Raw genomic sequence first — 17,379 nt, 5'->3', positions numbered from 1 at the left:
TGGGCGCGACCAGCCCCACCCAACCCGCACCCGCGACACAACAGAACCCGGCAGACGCAAAGGCGCACTCCGTTTGTCACTACCTGCCCGTACTGTCGAGTCATGCCGTACGACCTGCAGTCCACCGAACGCTGGGCCCCCGAACCGGACAAGCGCCCGGGGCGAACCGCCTTCCAACGCGACCGCGCCCGCGTACTGCACTCCGCCGCGCTCAGGAGGCTCGCCGGCAAAACCCAGGTGGTCACCCCAGGAACCCACAGCCACGCCTGGGACCCCAGCCCCCGCACCCGCCTCACCCACTCCCTGGAGTGCGCCCAGGTAGGCCGAGAGCTCGGCGCGGCCCTCGGCTGCGACCCCGACCTCGTAGAAGCCGCCTGCCTCTCCCACGACCTCGGCCACCCCCCCTTCGGCCACAACGGCGAAGTCGCACTGAACGAATTCGCCGAGGACTGCGGCGGCTTCGAGGGCAACGCCCAGTCCCTCAGACTCCTCACCCGCATCGAACCCAAACGGTTCACCCCGGAGGGCTCCGTCGGCCTCAACCTCACCCGCGCCACCCTCGACGCCGCCACCAAGTACCCCTGGCCACGCGGCGCCCACCCCACCGACCCGAACTCCCCGAAGTTCGGCGTCTACGAGGACGACCGCCCCGTCTTCGACTGGGTCCGCAAGGACGCCCCCGCCAGCCGCACCACCTTCGAGGCCCAGGTCATGGACTGGTCCGACGACGTGGCCTACTCCGTGCACGACGTCGAGGACGGCCTGCACGCCGGCCACATCGACCCCAACTGCCTGCACGCGGAACCCGAGCGCCGGACGGTCTTCGCCGTAGCCATCGGCCGCTACGTGCCCGCGGACACCGACCCGGCGGAACTGTCCGCCGCCCTCGACCGGCTCCAGGAGGAACCCTGGTGGCCGCACGGCTACGACGGTTCGGCCGTCGCCCAGGCCCGCCTCAAGGACGCCACCAGCCAGCTCATCGGCCGGTTCTGCCTGGCCGCCGAGAGCGCCACGCGCGCCGCGTACGGCGACGGGCGGCTCTCCCGCTACGACGCCGAACTCGTCGTACCGCACGAGACCCGCCTGGAGTGCGCGGTCCTCAAGGCCGTCGCCGACCGGTATGTCATGCAGCGCGCCGAGCAGGAGCGGCTCCGCGCCGACCAGCGGATCGTGGTCGCCGAACTGGCCGAGGCGCTCACCGCCCGCGCGCCCGAGGGGCTGGACCCGCAGTTCCGGGCGCTGTTCGACACGGCAGCCGACGACCGCGCCCGCAAGCGCGTGATCGTCGACCAGATCGCCTCCCTGACGGACGCGTCGGCACGCTCCCTGCACGAGCGGCTCACACACAGGGCGTAGACCCGCCGCGCGCACCCGCGCGCAGCCGCGCTCACCCACGCGCGACGGGTGAGGCCCAAGAGGCGAACGGGCACTCGAAAGTGACCCTGCGTGGCCTGATCGGGTCACCCCCTCTTCCCGCATCACGCTGCGTGCGGGACGCTCGTGTGGCGGCACCCTTACGAGGAGGCATCAAGTGGTCGACGCGGATCAGACATTCGTCATCGTCGGAGGAGGACTCGCAGGCGCGAAGGCGGCCGAGACCCTTCGCGCGGAGGGCTTCACCGGGCGGGTGATACTGATCTGCGACGAGCGCGACCACCCGTACGAACGACCGCCCCTGTCCAAGGGCTACCTCCTCGGCAAGGAGGAGCGCGACAGCGTCTTCGTGCACGAGCCCGCCTGGTACGCGCGCCACGACATCGAGCTGCACCTCGGCCAGACCGTCGACGCGATCGACCGTACGGCGAAGACGGTGCGGTTCGGCGAGGACGGCACCGTCGTCCACTACGACAAGCTCCTGCTGGCCACCGGCGCCGAGCCGCGCCGCCTGGACATCCCGGGCACGGACCTGGCCGGCGTCCACCATCTGCGCCGCCTCGCGCACGCCGAGCGCCTCAAGGGCGTCCTGACTTCACTCGGCCGGGACAACGGGCACATCGTGATCGCCGGCGCCGGCTGGATCGGCCTGGAGGTCGCGGCGGCGGCCCGGGAGTACGGCGCCGAGGTCACCGTCGTCGAGCACAACCCGACCCCGCTGTACGGCGTGCTGGGCCCCGAGCTGGGCGGTCTCTTCGCCGAGCTGCACCGCGAGCACGGGGTGCGGTTCCACTTCGGCCGGAAGCTGACGGAGATCGTCGGCCAGGACGGCATGGTGCTGGCCGCGCGCACCGACGACGGCGAGGAGCACCCCGCGCACGACGTCCTGGCGGCGATCGGCGCCGCTCCCCGCAGGGGGTTGGCGGAAGCGGCGGGACTCGAGATCGCCGACCGTGCGCACGGCGGCGGCGTGGTCGTGGACGAACAGCTGCGCACCTCGGACCCCGACATCTACGCGGCCGGCGACGTGGCGTCCTTCCCGCACGCCCTGTTCGACACCCGGGTCCGTGTGGAGCACTGGGCCAACGCGCTCAACGGCGGCCCGGCGGCGGCGCGGGCGATGCTCGGGCAGGACGTCACCTACGGCCGCGTCCCCTACTTCTTCTCCGACCAGTACGACCTGGGGATGGAGTACTCCGGCTGGGCGCCCCCGGGGTCGTGCGACGAGGTGGTGATCCGGGGCGACGCGGGCAAGCGGGAGTTCATCGCGTTCTGGGTGAAGGACGGTCGGGTGCTGGCGGGGATGAACGTGAACGTGTGGGACGTCACAGAGCCGATCCAGCGACTGATCCGCTCGAAGACACAGGTGAACACCGAGACCCTGGCGGACCCGCACATTCCGCTCGAAAGCCTCGCACCGTAGGTGTCAGTCCGCCCCCGTGCTGCATTTCCCGGGGGACGCTGTATCCCATGGCCGCTGCGCGCCGGGCCGGGCCCCCGGCCGGGGGCGGGCATCTCGCCCCAGGAGTGTCAGTTCTGCCCCGTAGAATCACCCTGTGGCAGGACGGATCAACGACGAGGACGTGAAGGCGGTACGGGACGCGGTCCCGATCGACGCCGTGGTGTCCGAGTACCTCCAGCTGCGTAACGCGGGCGGCGGGAACCTCAAGGGGCTGTGCCCCTTCCATGACGAGAAGTCGCCGTCCTTCCAGGTCAGCCCGAGCAAGGGGCTCTTCCACTGCTTCGGCTGCCAGGAGGGCGGCGACACCATCACGTTCGTGATGAAGGTCGACCACCTCTCCTTCTCCGAGGCGGTCGAGCGCCTCGCCGCCCAGGCCGGCATCACCCTGCGTTACGAGGAGGGCGGGTACAACCCGTCCCACCAGCGCGGCGAGCGCATCCGCCTGGTCGAGGCCCACAAGATCGCCGCCGAGTGGTACGCCGAGCAGCTGGCGACCAGCCCCGAGGCCGACACCGGCCGGATCTTCCTCGCCGAGCGCGGCTTCGACCAGGCCGCCGCCGTGCACTTCGGCGTCGGCTACAGCCCCCAGGGCTGGGACCACCTCACCCGCTTCCTCCGCGGCAAGGGCTTCACCGACAAGGAGCTCCTCCTGTCCGGGCTCGCGCAGGAGGGCCGCCGCGGCCCGATCGACCGCTTCCGGGGCCGCCTCATGTGGCCGATCCGGGACATCGGCGGGGAGGTCGTCGGCTTCGGTGCGCGCAAGCTCTACGACGCCGACAACGGCCCCAAGTACCTCAACACCCCCGACACGGCCATCTACAAGAAGTCCCAGGTCCTCTACGGCATCGACCTCGCCAAGAAGGACATCGCCAAGGCCAGCCGCGCGGTCGTCGTCGAGGGCTACACCGACGTCATGGCCTGCCACCTCGCCGGGGTCACCACCGCCATCGCGACCTGCGGCACGGCCTTCGGCGGCGACCACATCAAGATCCTCCGCCGCCTCCTCATGGACAACGGCTCGGCCCGCGTCATCTTCACCTTCGACGGCGACGCGGCGGGCCAGAAGGCGGCCCTGCGCGCCTTCGAGGACGACCAGAAGTTCGCGGCGGAGACGTACATCGCCATCGCGCCGGACGGCATGGACCCCTGCGAACTGCGCCTGGCGAAGGGCGACGACGCGGTCGCCGACCTGGCCGAACCGCGCACCCCGCTCTTCGAGTTCGCGCTCCGCCAGATCGTCGTCCGCTACGACCTCGACACCCCGGCGGGCCGCGCGGCGGCGCTGGACGAGGCGGCCCCGATCGTCGCCCGCATCAAGAACAGCGGCGCCCAGCACGAGGTGGCCGTCCAGCTCGCGGGCATGCTCGGCATCCTGGACACCCAGTTCGTGGTCAAGCGGGTGGCCCAGCTGGCGCGTTGGGCACGGGACCGCGGCGGCCGCGGCCCGGCACCGGCGTCCCGCGACGCGCGGCAGCCGTACGACGACGCCCCCGCGCCCCGCGCCTCCGGCCCGGCCCTGACCCTCCGCAACCCGGTCTACGCCACCGAACGCGAACTCCTCAAACTCGCCCTCCAGCGCCCCGAGTTGGTCTCCCCGGCGTTCGACGCGTACGGCGTCGACGAGTTCACCGCCGCGCCCTACGCCGCCGTACGCCAGGCGATCATGGACGCGGGCGGCGCGGAGTACGGCATCCAGGACTCGCCGGAGTACCTGGTCCGGGTCCGTGAGGCGGCCCCGGACGACCAGGTCCGCGCGATGGTCACGGAGCTGGCGGTCGAGGCGATCATGCGTAGGACGGTCGACGAGAACTACGCCGGAGAGCAGCTCGTCACCGTCCGCCGGCGCGCCGTGGAGCGCCGTGTCCGCGACGTCCAGAGCCAGCTGACCCGCCTGGGCGCGGGTGGCGACCCCGCCCAACTGGCCGCCGTGCAGAACGAACTGTGGGTGTTGCAGCAGTACGACCAGGCATTGCGGGGACAGGGCGCGGCGGCCCTCTGAGCAGGCGGTCACGGACCGGACGCAAAAAGTCACCGCACGCCCCTCGTGGCGGCGATGTGTCGTACTCCACACTGGGTTCCGGTGCCTGAGTCCTCGGAGCGCGGCCGATCCGTTCCCCACGGGTCCCACACCCCCGCGGTTCCGCTCATCGCGTACGGGACGGACAGCGGCGAGGCCGCCGACTCCGCCCTCGAAGCAGCGCTGCCGTACGCCTCGGCAGCGATCATCCTGGAGGTCGCCCCCGTGCAGACCCAGACCCTCATCCAGACCGACGCCAGTACCGACGGCACGGAGCCGGACGCGGAGACCGACGTTCTCGTCGCGGTCCCGCCGCAGAGCCGTGCCGCGCACCACCCCGAGGCGGAGCCGGAGGCCCCGCCCGAGCCGGCGGAACCGCCCGCCGGCGCCCTGGACGCCGTCGACACCGCCGAGCCGGTCGAGGCACCGGTGCCGGCCCGTGCCCGCGCCGACACCAGCGGCCCCTCCTCCGACCTGTTCCGCCAGTACCTGCGCGAGATCGGCCGCATCCCGCTGCTCACCGCGGCCGAGGAGGTCGAACTCGCCCGCCGCGTCGAGGCCGGCCTGTTCGCCGAGGAGAAGCTCAGCAGCACCCCCGACCTGGAGAGCCGGCTCGCCCTCGACCTGGACCGTCTGGTCGTGATGGGCCGCATGGCCAAGCGGCGCCTGATCGAGGCGAACCTGCGCCTGGTGGTCTCGGTCGCCAAGCGGTACGTCGGCCGCGGCCTGACCATGCTGGACCTGGTCCAGGAGGGGAACCTCGGTCTGATCCGGGCCGTCGAGAAGTTCGACTACGCCCGCGGCTACAAGTTCTCGACGTACGCCACCTGGTGGATCCGACAGGCCATGTCCCGCGCCCTCGCCGACCAGGCCCGCACCATCCGAGTGCCGGTCCATGTCGTGGAGTTGATCAACCGGGTCGTCCGCGTCCAGCGCCGCATGCTGCAGGAACGCGGCTACGAACCGACGCCGGAGGAGGTGGCCGCCCACCTCGACCTCCTGCCCGAGCGGGTCAGCGAGGTCCTGCGGCTGGCCCAGGAGCCGGTGTCGCTGCACGCCCCCGTGGGCGAGGAGGACGACGTGGCCCTCGGCGACCTCATCGAGGACGGCGACGCGACGTCCCCGGTCGAGTCGGCGGCGTTCCTGCTGCTCAGGGAGCACCTGGAGGCGGTCCTGTCGACTCTGGGGGAGCGTGAGCGGAAGGTCGTACAGCTGAGGTACGGCCTCGCGGACGGCCGCCCGCGCACGCTGGAGGAGATCGGACGCATCTTCGGCGTGACGCGGGAGCGAATCAGGCAGATCGAGTCGAAGACGCTGAACAAGCTGCGGGACCATGCATTCGCGGACCAGTTGAGGGGTTACCTGGACTAGGGATGGCCGCGGCGGTGGTTCGGCTGCGGGCCGGCGGGGGCTGGTCGCGCAGTTCCCCGCGCCCCTGAAGGGGCGTCAGCTGCACGTACTCAAGGGGCGCGGGGCTGTATCCATGTGCGGCTCCGCCGCGTGGGCGCGACCAGCCACAACGGACCCGCAGCGTCAGTCCACCTCCGCCACCGCCTGCGCGAACTGCGCCTTGTACAACCGCGCATACGCCCCGTCGGCCGCCAACAGCTCCCCGTGCGCCCCCTGTTCCACGATCGAGCCGTTCTCCATGACGAGGATCGTGTCCGCGTCCCGGATGGTCGACAGCCGGTGCGCGATGACGAACGACGTCCGCCCGTGCGCCAGCTTCGCCATCGCCTTCTGGATGAGCACCTCGGTCCGGGTGTCGACGGACGACGTCGCCTCGTCCAGCACCAGGATCACCGGATCGGACAGGAACGCCCGCGCGATGGTGATCAGCTGCTTCTCACCCGCGCTGACCCCCGACCCCTCGTCGTCGATCACCGTGTCGTACCCGTCGGGCAGCGTACGGATGAAGCGGTCGGCGTGGGCGGCCCGCGCGGCCTCCTCGATCTCGCCCCGGGTCACGCCCACCCGTCGCCCACCACCACCCTTGCCGGAGGCGCTTCGCGCCGCCCCTTCGATTCCGGCCCCGTACGCGATGTTCTCCGCGATCGTGCCGCCGAACAGCCACGTGTCCTGCAGCACCATCCCGATCCCGGCCCGCAGCTCGTCCCGGGACATCCGCGCGATGTCGACCCCGTCGAGGGTGATGCGCCCGGACGAGACGTCGTAGAACCGCATCAGCAGGTTCACGAGCGTCGTCTTGCCGGCGCCCGTCGGACCGACGATCGCGACCGTGTGCCCGGGCTCCACCGTCAGCGACAGGTCCTCGATCAGCGGCTTCTCGGGGTCATACCGGAAGGACACCCCTTCCAGCGCCACCCGCCCCCGCAGCTCCTCCGGCCGCACCCCCGGCACGGGATCCGCCTCCTGTTCCTCCGCGTCCAGGAGCTCGAAGATCCGCTCCGCCGACGCGACACCCGACTGCACGAGGTTCGCCATCGACGCGACCTGCGTCAGCGGCATCGAGAACTGCCGCGAGTACTGGATGAAGGCCTGCACGTCCCCGATGGACAGCGAGCCCGACGCGACCCGCAGACCGCCGACCACCGCCACCAGCACGTAGTTGATGTTCGACACGAACAGCATCAGCGGCTGCATCACACCGCTGTTGAACTGCGCGTTGAAGCCCGCCTCGTACAGCGCCTCGTTCTGCTCGGCGAACTGCTGCGCCGACTCCTGCTGCCGCCCGAACACCTTCACCAGTGTGTGCCCGGTGTACATCTCCTCGACGTGCGCGTTCAGCTTGCCGGTCGACCGCCACTGCGCCACGAAGTGCGGCTGCGACCGCTTGCCGACCCGCGTGGCGACGAAGAACGACAGCGGCACGGTCACCAGCGCGACCAGCGCCAGCAGCCAGGACACCCAGAACATCATCGCCAGGACACCGATGATGGTGAGCACCGAGTTGATGAGCTGCCCCATCGACTGCTGGAGCGTCTGCCCGATGTTGTCGATGTCGTTCGTCGCACGGGACAGCACCTCACCGCGCTGACGCTTGTCGAAGTACGACAGCGGCAGCCGCGACAGCTTCGCCTGGACGTCCTCGCGCATCCGGTACATGGTCCGGTTCACGGACCGGTTCACCAGCCGCGTCGCCACCGCCATCAGCAGACCGGCGACGAGGAACACGACGAGCGCGAACAGCAGTACGTTCCCGACCGCGCCGAAGTCGATGCCCTCGCCCGGCGTGAAGTCGGTGCTGCGCAGCATGTCGGCGATCTGGTCGTCGCCCCGCTCCCGCATCGCCGCGAGGACCTGCTCCTTGGTCATCCCGGGCTCGAACTGCCGCCCCACGATGCCCGAGAAGACCAGGTCGGTCGCCTCACCGAGGATCTTCGGCCCGGCGACCGACAGGCCCACGCTGACGACCACGCAGAGCAGCAGCGCGTAGATGGTGAGCCGCTCGGGCTTGAACTGGGCGACCAGCCGCCGCCCCGACACCTTGAAGTCCAGCGAGTGCTGGTCGGGGCCGCCGCCGGCCATCATCCGCCCCATCGGCCCGGCCATCAGGCAGCCTCCGCTTCCGTCAGCTGGGAGAGAACGATCTCCCGGTACGTCTCGTTGTCCGCCATCAGCTCGTGGTGCCGGCCCGTGCCGACCACCCGCCCCTCGTCGAGCACGACGATCCGGTCCGCGTCCCGGATGGTCGCCACCCGCTGGGCGACGATGACGACGGTCGCCTCGGCGGTCTCGCGCGCGAGCGCCGCCCGCAGCGCGGCGTCGGTCGCGTAGTCGAGGGCGGAGAAGGAGTCGTCGAAGAGGTAGATCTCCGGGCGCTGCACAAGGGTGCGGGCGATCGCGAGCCGCTGCCGCTGACCGCCGGACACATTCGTGCCGCCCTGTGCGATGGGGGAGTCGAGCCCGTTCTCCAGCCGCTCCACGAACCCCCTGGCCTGCGCCACCTCCAGCGCGTGCCACAGCTCCTCGTCCGTCGCGTCGGGGTTGCCGTAGCGAAGGTTGGTCGCCACCGTCCCGGCGAACAGGTACGGCTTCTGCGGTACGAGGCTCACGGTCTTCGCCAGCAGCCGGGGATCGATGGCCGCCACGTCCTCCCCGTCCACGAGGACCTGCCCGTCGGTCGCGTCGAACAGCCGGGGGACGAGCCCCAGCAGGGTCGACTTGCCGCTGCCCGTCGAGCCGATCACGGCCGTCGTCTCACCCGGCAGCGCGACCAGGTCGATCGCCTTCAGCACCGGCTCCTCGGCACCCGGGTAGCGGAACCCGGCGCCCCGGATCTCCAGATGACCGTGCCGGCGCAGCTCCCGCACGGGCGAGGTCGGCGGCACCACGCTCGACGACGTGCCCAGCACCTCCTGGACGCGCTCGGCGCACACCTCCGCGCGCGGCACCATCATGAACATGAAGGTGGCCATCATCACGGACATCACGATCTGCATGAGATAGGCGAGGAACGCCGTCAGGTCACCGATCTGCATGCCGCCGCTGTCGATGCGATGGGCCCCGAACCAGACCACCGCGATCGACGACAGGTTCACCACCGTCATGACGATCGGGAACATCAGCGCGAGCAGATTGCCGGTGCCCATCGCCATCTCGGTGAGCTCGGTGTTGGACTTCCGGAAGCGCTGCTGCTCGTACTCGTCGCGTACGAAGGCACGGATCACCCGGTTGCCGGTGATCTGCTCGCGCAGCACCCGGTTCACCGTGTCGAGCCGCTCCTGCATGGTCCGGAACAGCGGCCGCAGCCGCCGTACGATCAAGGTCACGCTGATGCCGAGGACGGGCACCACGGCGACCAGCACCGCCGACAGCGGCACGTCCAGGCCGAGGGCGAGCACGATGCCGCCCACGCACATGATCGGCGCCGACACCATCAGCGTGAACGTCATCAACGCCAGCATCTGCACCTGCTGGACGTCGTTGGTCGTACGGGTGATCAGCGAGGGCGCGCCGAAGTGGCCGACCTCGCGCGCCGAGAACGACTGCACCCGGTCGAAGACGGCGGCCCGCACGTCGCGCCCGAGTGCGGACGCGGTCCGGGCGCCGTAGTACACGGCACCGATGTTGCACACGACCTGCGCCAGCGAGATGCCGATCATCAGGGCGCCGTAGGAAAGGATGTAGCCGGTGTCGCCGTTGACGACGCCCTGGTCGATGATGTCCGCGTTCAGCGTGGGCAGGTAGAGCGTGGCGCAGGTCTGCAGGAACTGCAGCAGCACCAGCCACGCGAGGGGTTTTCGGTAGGGCCTGAGGTAGGTCCGCAGAAGTCGTATGAGCACGCTGCTTCTCTCGGAGTGGGCGGATCGGCGAGGGGGGCCATTGGTTGCCCCTGGCCCCTATCGTCGAACACTCCACCCGCGTTACCTCAACCGATTAAGCCGTCAGCGCGACTCCGTACGGCCTTACGGGTACGACTCCTACCGGTCTCTTACGTTCCGCTCCGCCCTCCCCTACGACCGGAACGCCCCGGGATGCGTCTGGTCCCGCACCGACACGAACTGCTGCCGCACCGCCTGGCCCACCGCCAGTTCCTCACCGGGCTCCAGGACCTGCGCGGCCGCGCCCTGCCAGACCGGCGGAGTGCGCGGATCGAGCGTGCCCTGCGACACGCCGAGCGCCCAGGCGGCCTGCCGGGCGGCACCGATCGCCGCGTAGTCCGCAGGCTGCGGTACGACGACCTGTGCCCCGAACAGCGACGGCGCGGCCGCCTGCACCGCGGGCAGCTCGGCCGCCGCGCCCAGCAGGAAGACCCGCCGCACCTCGACGCCCCGGCCGCGCAGCACGTCCAGCGCGTCCGCGAGCCCGCACAGCATGCCCTCGAACGCGGCCCGCGCCAGATGCTCCGGCTTCATCGACTCCCGCCGCAGCCCCGCCAGCGTGCCCGCGGTGTGCGGCAGACTCGGCGTCCGCTCACCCTCCAGATACGGCAGCAGCACCAGCCCGTGCGCCCCCGGCGTCGACTTCATCGCCAGGTCGGACAGCCCCTCCAGATCGGGCACGCCGAGCAGTTCGGCGGCGCCGCGCAGGGTGCGTACGGCGTTGAGGGTGGTCACCACCGGGAGGTGCATGCCGGTCGCGTCGGCCAGGGAGGTGATCATCCCGGAGCTGTCGACGAGCGCCTCGGGGTGCACGGCCATCACGGACCCGGAGGCGCCGAGCGACACGACCGCGTCGCCCAGCCCGATGCCGAGCCCGAACGCGGCGGCCATGGTCTCCCCGGTCCCCGCCGAGATCAGCAGCCCCTCCGGCGTCGTACCGGCCGCCTCGGCCGGCCCGATCACCTCGGGCAGCATCGCCTGATGGCCGAGCGCCAGCTCGACGAGATCGCTGCGGTAGACGCCGGTGGCCGCGGACCAGTAACCCGTCCCGGAGGCACCGCCCCGGTCTGTGGTCCTTCTCACGGGCCGGCCGAGGAGCTGCCACACCAGCCAATCGTGCGCCTGCATGAGGACGGCGGCCCGTACGGCGTTCTCCGGCTCGGTCTTGGCGAGCCAGCGCAGCTTCGTCACCGGCTGCGCGGCCTGCGGCACACACCCCACGGCCTGCGCCCACGCCTCCCGGCCGCCCAGCGCGTCGACCAGATCGGCCGCCGCGACCTGCGCCCGCTTGTCGCCGCCGACCATCGCCGGGCGCACGGTGTTGCCCTGCGCGTCGAGCGGGACCACCGCGTTCTGCTGCGCCGACACGCCGATGGCCTGCACACCTTCGAGAAGCCCGCCGCCGGCCGCCTCCCCGAGGGACAGCAGCCAGGCCTGCGGATCGACGTCGGAGGGGCGGGAGCCGCCGCCGTCCGGCGAGTCCACCGGATGCGGGGCGTACCCCTGCCTGAGCACGGCCCCAGAGTCCGTGTCGCATACGACGATGCGCGTGAAATCGGGCGAACTGTCCAGCCCGGCGACTATCCCCATGGCCCAAATTGTGCCGTAGTGCTGCGCTGGCTCGGGCCGTGGGCGTCGTGGGGGTTCGGGGCGGCTTTCGGGTGCGGGCCCGTTGTGGCTGGTCGCGCAGTTCCCCGCGCCCCTGGAGGGCGTGGCAGCGCCCGGCGCCCAAGAGGTGCCGATTCGTCCAGCAGCCGGAAGGTGCTGCTAGGTGTTGCTGGTGCCCCAGTCATCTTCTGCGCCTCCGTTGTGGGCGCTGCGCTCCCGTAGGGAGCGGACTCGCTGGGTCACCGAGTCCGGGACGTGGTCGCCCACCTTCTCGCTGACCGTGTGGTAGGCCACGCCCGCGAAGTGGCGGCCCTGTTGTGCCGCCGACTCCGCGGTGTTGCGGACGGCGGGGTTCTGCGCGACCTGGCGCGCGGACTTCTTCAGCTGTTCGTAGCGCTCGCGTCCGGCGCGTGTGCCGAGGACGTAACCGACGGCGAGTCCGATGACGAACGTGAGCCGGTAGCGCATGGCGGCCACCCTTCCCTTGCGTAGGTCCCTGGTGCGGCGTCGGTGCCGGGGGGAACCGATTGGCGGAGCACCCCCCTGCTTGCGCTAATGTATGTGTCGCAGCGAGCGCACGCCCCCTGGCGACTACCCAGGTAGATGCGTTCGATGCAACGAGGCATTCCTCCGTAGCTCAATTGGCAGAGCAGCCGGCTGTTAACCGGCAGGTTACTGGTTCGAGTCCAGTCGGGGGAGCTCGGTCCTCCGTAGCTCAATTGGCAGAGCAGCCGGCTGTTAACCGGCAGGTTACTGGTTCGAGTCCAGTCGGGGGAGCATGTTGAACGAGGACCCCCGTGGGGGTCCTTTTTCATGTCTGATCACCAGTGGTGGGAACCGTGCAGGTCGTGGGGGAGTCCTTCAGGGCATGCGAAGTCGACCATGCGAAGCAGGAGATCGTATGAGCGGCTATGCTGCGGCAGACGGCGCGCACACATGTACGCGACACGCCGCTATGGGGCGGTAGCTCAGCCGGTTAGAGCAGCGGACTCATAATCCGTCGGCCGTGGGTTCGAGTCCCACCCGCCCCACCAAGCGCAGGTCAGAGAAACGTTCTGCCCTGCACAAACGTTTCTCCGGGTGGCCGGATTCGGGACTCTGGGGCGACGGATTCCACTCCGTTGGCCGTTACTGCGGTGAGTCCTGGGGGCTGGGGTTGCCTCTGTGCTGTGACCTGCGGTGATGTTGTGACCGGCGGTTCGCCTCGGCGCGCAGGCTGGCCTTGAGGGCCGAGCTCGCCTCGACGGTGCGGATCTCGAACCGCAGCGTGTGTGTTCTCGCGTGCTGGGCTGCTGCAGTTCTGGGGTGGCGTCGCCTCAGCGTCATGCGCGCTTCGGGACCGGTGCAGGTTCTTCGGGTCGTGTCAGTAGTGGTATCGAGCCTGGACGATGATCAGCTCATCGTCGGTCGGCTTGTACACGAGTCGGTGCGTGTCGTCGATTCTCCGGGACCAGTAGCCCGACAGGTCACCCTTCAGGGGCTCCGGCTTGCCGATGCCCTTGAAGGGATCGCGCATGGTGTCGTCGATCAGCTTGTTGATGCGCTTGACCATCTTGCGGTCGTTCTCGGCCCAGTAGGTGTAATCCTCCCAGGCGTAGGTCGTGAACGAGATCTTCACGCACGCTCCGCATCGGGGTCGATCAGCTCGCGATGCCGGGCTTTGCCGGTCTCCGCCTCGGCGATGGAGTCGAGCAGGCGACGGGCGTTCTTGGGGGAGCGCAGGAGGTGCACTGTCTCGGTCCACGAACTGAAGTCCTCTTCGGACATGAGGACGGCGTTCCCCTTGCGGGAAGTGATGTGAACCGGAGCGTGGTCCTCGTTGACCTGCTCGATCAGCGGGAACAGGTTCTGGCGCGCCTCGCTGGCGGTGATGGACATGCGTGCCGCCTCCCTTCTTGACTTGTACAAGATATAGTACGAGTCTTGGTCGTGTCCACAAGGCCCCTGTCGAGCCCGACGCGCGTCAGCTCGGGATGGGGCACCGAGAGCATCGCTTGCGGCCCCTAGGGGATGGCTGAGATCTTCGGGACTCCCCGACCCGCCTTCCGCGGTTGAATACCGGTGTGGCACCGAGAGTGGTGGGGTTCGGCGAGGACGATGTGAGGGCGCTGGCAGGGACTCGGTCCTTCGAGCGAGGGCTGGGGTACCTGGACGCGGTGAGCGGGCTGGAGGTGGGGGAGGGCTCGGTCACCGCCGTGGTGCACGGTACGGATGTCTACGAGGTGGAGCTCACCCTCGGCGGCGACGAGGGGGTCTCGGGGTGGTGCGACTGCCCGTACGGGCAGGAGGGCAACTTCTGCAAGCACTGTGTGGCGGTCGGGCTTACCGTGCTGCGGCGGGTGAAGACGATCCCCCAGCAGCGAGCCGCGGCACGGGCGCGGGCTTCCGGCTTGGAGGCGTGGCTTTCGGCGCTGTCGCGTGACGAGCTCCTGGCGCTGGTGCGGGAGCAGATCGCCGAGGACCGTGCATTGCGCCGGCGTTTGGAGCTGCGGGCAGCCGCGGCTCGTTGCGACCTCGGTACGGTCCGGGACCGGATCGTCGCCCTGACCGATCCGCGGCCGTTCGCCCGGTACGGATACATCGAGTACGCGGATGCCTCCGGGTATGCGCGACAAGTCGCCGAGGCGGCGAGCGCGCTGCGTGCCCTGACTGCCGAGGGGCAGGCGGCGCAGGCGGTGGTTCTGGCCGAGGAGGCGATCCGGGGGCTGGGGGAGGCATACGGGGAGATCGACGACTCCGACGGTGTGGTCGGAGAGGCCGCCGCCGCGGTGGCCGAGGCCCATCTGGAGGCTTGCGGGGTCGCACGCCCCGATCCGGCTCGGCTGGCCGACTGGCTGGTCGGCGCGGTGCTCGACGGCAGCAACGACGTGACAGACCTGGATCCGCTGGACTACGCCGACGTGCTGGGGCCGAGCGGGCTGGCTCGCATACGGCAGCTGGCGACCGAGGCGCTCACATGCAGGCCGTCCGGCTGGGCGGAGAGGTATCTGATGGAGCGTCTGATCAAGGCAGAGGGTGACGTCGACGCGTTGGTCGCTCTGCATGCGCAGGACCTCGGCCCGACCGGTGCGACCCATCTTCTCATCGCCGAGGAGCTGGAATCGGCGGGACGTGCGGACGAGGCGCTTGCCTGGGCGGAGCGCGGACTGCGGGCGTGCGCCGCCGAGACGTACATCGACGGCCGTCTGGTCGACTACGTGTGCGCGCGGTACGCGCAGACGGGGCGGGCGGCCGACGCGGTCGCGGTGCGCCGGGACCGGTTCCGTCTCGAGCGGTCCCTGGCCGCCTACCGGCAGTTGCGCTCCGTCGCCGGGGCGGCGGACTGCTGGGAGGCCGAGCGCGCGGCGGCGCTGGCTACCTTGGCGGAGGACGCCCGTCGTGAGCGCGGCGGCCGGTACGGCGGGCCCGTGCTGATCGACGCGTTGCTCGACGACGGCGACCTGGACGCCGCCTGGCGGGAGGCCGCCGGCCGCGCCGACGACCGGCAGTGGGCGGAGCTCGCCGATCAGTCGCGCGAGACGCGCCCGGCCGAGGCGCTCGGCGTGTACCTGCGGCTGATCGAGCGGTCGAAGGAGCCGACGGGTGACCGCGCCTACGAGCACCTGGCGCGGCTGCTCCAGGCTGCCCGTGACTGCCATCGCGCGCTGGGGACCGAGGACGCGTTCTCCCTCTTTCTCACCGACCTGCGGAGGGAACTGAAACGCAGGCGGAAGCTGATGAGCATCCTTGACCGGCACGGGCTGTGAAAGGGCTCCGGCAACCGGAGCCGCGCCGGGAGGCGGTTACGCCCAAGTACTGTCCGCCCGACCATGGGACCGTCTGACGGTCGAGTCGTTGTGTCGAGTATGGGGCGGGGTGACTTGACGATGCCGAGTGGGACATGGGAGACCCGTACGAACGCGTCGATAACCAGCCCGCGGTCGGGAACGAGCTCCAGGACGTCGTAGAGGCCGCCGGCGCCTCCCCCACCGCCTGCTGTGTCGCCACAGTCATCGCGACCAACGCCTCGCCGTCTGTTTTCGTCCGGTCCCGCCCGACCCGTTTCTCGGCCGCCTGCGCGGCGGGGCGCCGCCGTAGCGAATGGCGTTGGTGACCAGCTCGCTGACGATCAGCTCTGTGGTGAACACCAGATGTTCCAACCCCCAGGAGGTCAGCTGATCGGCGACTCGATGGCGTACGCCTGCGACGATGCTGGGGTCGGCGGCCAACTCCCAGGTGGCAGTGGCATCTTCCGGAAGTTGACGCACCTGGGTCACCAACAGCGCCAGGTCGTCGTCCGGGGGCTCCTGCAGAAGTTTTTCCAGAATGCGGCCACCGATTTCCGTGACGGGCCGGCCGCCTTCAGCGCCATCACCCGTGCCCTCCCGCACCAGGGCCAGTCCACGTCTGGTGTGGAAAGGATCTCGCGCCAGTGCGCCGGTGTAGAAGGACAGCACGTCACCAGGGCTCAGTTGCAGTTCGGTGGCTTCGAAGGGTTCCGCGCCTTCGCCCAGGGGCAGCCCTGGACGAAAGGGCACTGTGTCGGCTTCGGCGCCGCCCCGCGGGGCCAGCACCGGCCCGGGATGTCCCGCGCTGGCGAGTACGCAGTGGCAGGTGATCGGGTCGTACACGGCGTACAGGCACGACGCGCCGTGCACGCTGCCGGCCGGGACGACGTCTCGATGCTCCTCGTTCTCAGCGAACCGAACCACCAGGTCGTTCAAGTGGGACAGCAACTCGTCGGGACTGAGATCCAGGTCCGTCAAGGTCTGCACCGCCGCCCGCAGCCGCCCCATCGCCGCAGTGGCGTTCATCCCTTGCCCGCCCGCATTGCCCACGACAAAGCACACCCGGCTCGAGGACAGCGCGATGACGTCGTACCAGCTGCCGCCGATACCCGTCACCGCGCGCGGGCAGGTGAGCACCGAACGTCTTCGCGGCCTCGACCTCCACCACCGGCCGTGGCAACAGACCTTGCTGCAGCGCCTCCGCGGTGCGGCGTTCAAAGGTGTAGCGCCGAGCGTTGTCAAGGCTCAGCGAGGCCCGGGCGCCGATCTCATCCGCCAGAGTCACATCTGCCTGATCAAAAGGGGCCCGCCCCCCCGGTGCGCCAGAGCCCCACCGCCCCCAACACCCCTCCCCGGACCATGAGCGGCAGCACCATCAGCGACGTGTCATCCGGGGGCAGCATGAGCGCGGCTCTTTCCACATCGTCCTTCAGCGCCGCCCGGGCCAGGTGCAGATCCGGAAGAACACCAGGCGTGCCCTTGCGCACGTGCTCGGCTTCTTCGCGGCCGATCCGGAAGGTCGCCCCGACCGCGTGACTCTCTCGGGGCCAGTGTCCACCGGCCGCCGCTACAGCGATCCGTTGCATGGGCGTGCCGGGAGGGAAAGACACCGGTTCTTCGCCGAGCAATACGCTCTCCGTCAGGTCCACCGCCCCCAAGTCGGCGAAGGCCGGTATGAGGACGTCCAGCAACTGCTCGGCGTTGCGGGTGATGTCCAAGGAGCCGCCGATGCGGGTCGCCGCGTCATGAAGCAGCTCCAGCCGCTCGAGTGCTCGTGGATCTGTCGCCAGTACCTGCTTCGCGGTGGGCACCGGACGTCGTACTGTTTGCGGCCCGGAGTGCGGGGACTCAGCCTAATGGGGCTTA

General features: G+C 70.2%; 13 protein-coding genes, 3 tRNA genes and 1 pseudogene. 8 read left to right on the top strand and 9 right to left on the bottom strand.

From position 1 onward, the window contains the following. Nucleotides 1-102 precede the first annotated feature (102 nt). The 4 genes from ABIE67_RS15745 (at nucleotide 103) to ABIE67_RS15730 (ending at nucleotide 6,224) form a co-directional block, all read left to right on the top strand. The gene (locus ABIE67_RS15745) at nucleotides 103-1,356 is read left to right on the top strand and encodes a deoxyguanosinetriphosphate triphosphohydrolase (RefSeq protein WP_370257523.1); all 1,254 of its coding nucleotides are present in this window, start codon (nucleotides 103-105) and stop codon (nucleotides 1,354-1,356) included. A 175-nt stretch (nucleotides 1,357-1,531) separates the two neighbouring features. Next, nucleotides 1,532-2,797 (top strand): NAD(P)/FAD-dependent oxidoreductase, encoded by a 1,266-nt coding sequence (locus ABIE67_RS15740; RefSeq protein ID WP_370257522.1) that lies wholly within the window; start codon nucleotides 1,532-1,534, stop codon nucleotides 2,795-2,797. A 133-nt stretch (nucleotides 2,798-2,930) separates the two neighbouring features. Then, nucleotides 2,931-4,835 carry a DNA primase gene (gene dnaG / locus ABIE67_RS15735; protein ID WP_370257520.1) on the top strand — a complete coding sequence of 635 codons (1,905 nt, stop codon included), beginning with the start codon at nucleotides 2,931-2,933 and terminating at the stop codon, nucleotides 4,833-4,835. Nucleotides 4,836-4,916: 81 nt separating this feature from the next. Then, nucleotides 4,917-6,224: an RNA polymerase sigma factor gene (locus ABIE67_RS15730; RefSeq protein WP_370257518.1), complete on the top strand. Its 1,308-nt coding sequence runs from the start codon at nucleotides 4,917-4,919 to the stop codon at nucleotides 6,222-6,224. Nucleotides 6,225-6,386: 162 nt separating this feature from the next. Here the strand turns inward: ABIE67_RS15730 and ABIE67_RS15725 are convergent, their stop codons facing one another. From ABIE67_RS15725 to ABIE67_RS15710, 4 genes are all read right to left on the bottom strand, one after another. Then, complete coding sequence (locus ABIE67_RS15725; protein ID WP_370257516.1) at nucleotides 6,387-8,366, bottom strand: ABC transporter ATP-binding protein; 1,980 nt, start codon at nucleotides 8,364-8,366, stop codon at nucleotides 6,387-6,389. Continuing rightward, nucleotides 8,366-10,099, bottom strand: coding sequence for an ABC transporter ATP-binding protein (locus ABIE67_RS15720; protein WP_370257514.1), 1,734 nt, complete (start codon nucleotides 10,097-10,099; stop codon nucleotides 8,366-8,368). The genes ABIE67_RS15725 and ABIE67_RS15720 overlap by 1 nt, the downstream gene beginning before the upstream one ends. 171 nt (nucleotides 10,100-10,270) lie before the next feature. Continuing rightward, nucleotides 10,271-11,728: an FGGY-family carbohydrate kinase gene (locus tag ABIE67_RS15715; protein WP_370257512.1), complete on the bottom strand. Its 1,458-nt coding sequence runs from the start codon at nucleotides 11,726-11,728 to the stop codon at nucleotides 10,271-10,273. A gap of 177 nt (nucleotides 11,729-11,905) precedes the next feature. Next, nucleotides 11,906-12,214 carry a YtxH domain-containing protein gene (locus tag ABIE67_RS15710; protein ID WP_370257510.1) on the bottom strand — a complete coding sequence of 103 codons (309 nt, stop codon included), beginning with the start codon at nucleotides 12,212-12,214 and terminating at the stop codon, nucleotides 11,906-11,908. Nucleotides 12,215-12,372: 158 nt separating this feature from the next. Between ABIE67_RS15710 and ABIE67_RS15705 the strand changes: the two genes are divergently transcribed. The 3 genes from ABIE67_RS15705 to ABIE67_RS15695 all read left to right on the top strand — a co-directional run bounded on the left by ABIE67_RS15705 (nucleotide 12,373) and on the right by ABIE67_RS15695 (nucleotide 12,780). Next, nucleotides 12,373-12,445: transfer RNA gene (locus tag ABIE67_RS15705), tRNA-Asn, on the top strand. A 5-nt stretch (nucleotides 12,446-12,450) separates the two neighbouring features. Then, nucleotides 12,451-12,523, top strand: a tRNA-Asn gene (locus ABIE67_RS15700). Nucleotides 12,524-12,703: 180 nt separating this feature from the next. Next, nucleotides 12,704-12,780, top strand: a tRNA-Ile gene (locus tag ABIE67_RS15695). A gap of 329 nt (nucleotides 12,781-13,109) precedes the next feature. Here ABIE67_RS15695 and ABIE67_RS15690 read toward each other — a convergent pair. Together ABIE67_RS15690 and ABIE67_RS15685 are read right to left on the bottom strand one after the other, a co-directional pair. Continuing rightward, the gene (locus ABIE67_RS15690) at nucleotides 13,110-13,364 is read right to left on the bottom strand and encodes a Txe/YoeB family addiction module toxin (RefSeq protein WP_370257509.1); all 255 of its coding nucleotides are present in this window, start codon (nucleotides 13,362-13,364) and stop codon (nucleotides 13,110-13,112) included. Next, nucleotides 13,361-13,624: a type II toxin-antitoxin system Phd/YefM family antitoxin gene (locus ABIE67_RS15685; protein ID WP_370257507.1), complete on the bottom strand. Its 264-nt coding sequence runs from the start codon at nucleotides 13,622-13,624 to the stop codon at nucleotides 13,361-13,363. Before ABIE67_RS15685 ends, ABIE67_RS15690 begins: the two co-directional genes overlap by 4 nt. A gap of 185 nt (nucleotides 13,625-13,809) precedes the next feature. Between ABIE67_RS15685 and ABIE67_RS15680 the strand changes: the two genes are divergently transcribed. Beyond that, on the top strand, nucleotides 13,810-15,492 hold the full coding sequence (locus ABIE67_RS15680; RefSeq protein ID WP_370257505.1) for an SWIM zinc finger domain-containing protein: 1,683 nt from the start codon (nucleotides 13,810-13,812) through the stop codon (nucleotides 15,490-15,492). A gap of 113 nt (nucleotides 15,493-15,605) precedes the next feature. Here ABIE67_RS15680 and ABIE67_RS15675 read toward each other — a convergent pair. The 3 genes and pseudogenes from ABIE67_RS15675 to ABIE67_RS15665 all read right to left on the bottom strand — a co-directional run. Beyond that, nucleotides 15,606-15,722 (bottom strand): annotated as a pseudogene (locus ABIE67_RS15675) (gas vesicle synthesis-like protein); the annotation flags it as partial. A 13-nt stretch (nucleotides 15,723-15,735) separates the two neighbouring features. Continuing rightward, nucleotides 15,736-16,650: a SpoIIE family protein phosphatase gene (locus tag ABIE67_RS15670; protein WP_370257501.1), complete on the bottom strand. Its 915-nt coding sequence runs from the start codon at nucleotides 16,648-16,650 to the stop codon at nucleotides 15,736-15,738. 158 nt (nucleotides 16,651-16,808) lie between these two features. Continuing rightward, nucleotides 16,809-17,324 (bottom strand): hypothetical protein, encoded by a 516-nt coding sequence (locus ABIE67_RS15665; RefSeq protein ID WP_370257497.1) that lies wholly within the window; start codon nucleotides 17,322-17,324, stop codon nucleotides 16,809-16,811. Nucleotides 17,325-17,379: the final 55 nt, after the last annotated feature.

This window comes from Streptomyces sp. V4I8, assembly GCF_041261225.1.
Taxonomy (GTDB): Bacteria; Actinomycetota; Actinomycetes; order Streptomycetales; family Streptomycetaceae; genus Streptomyces.
Note: the sequence above shows the minus strand (reverse complement) of the source record. Positions and strands in the feature narration are given on the sequence as shown.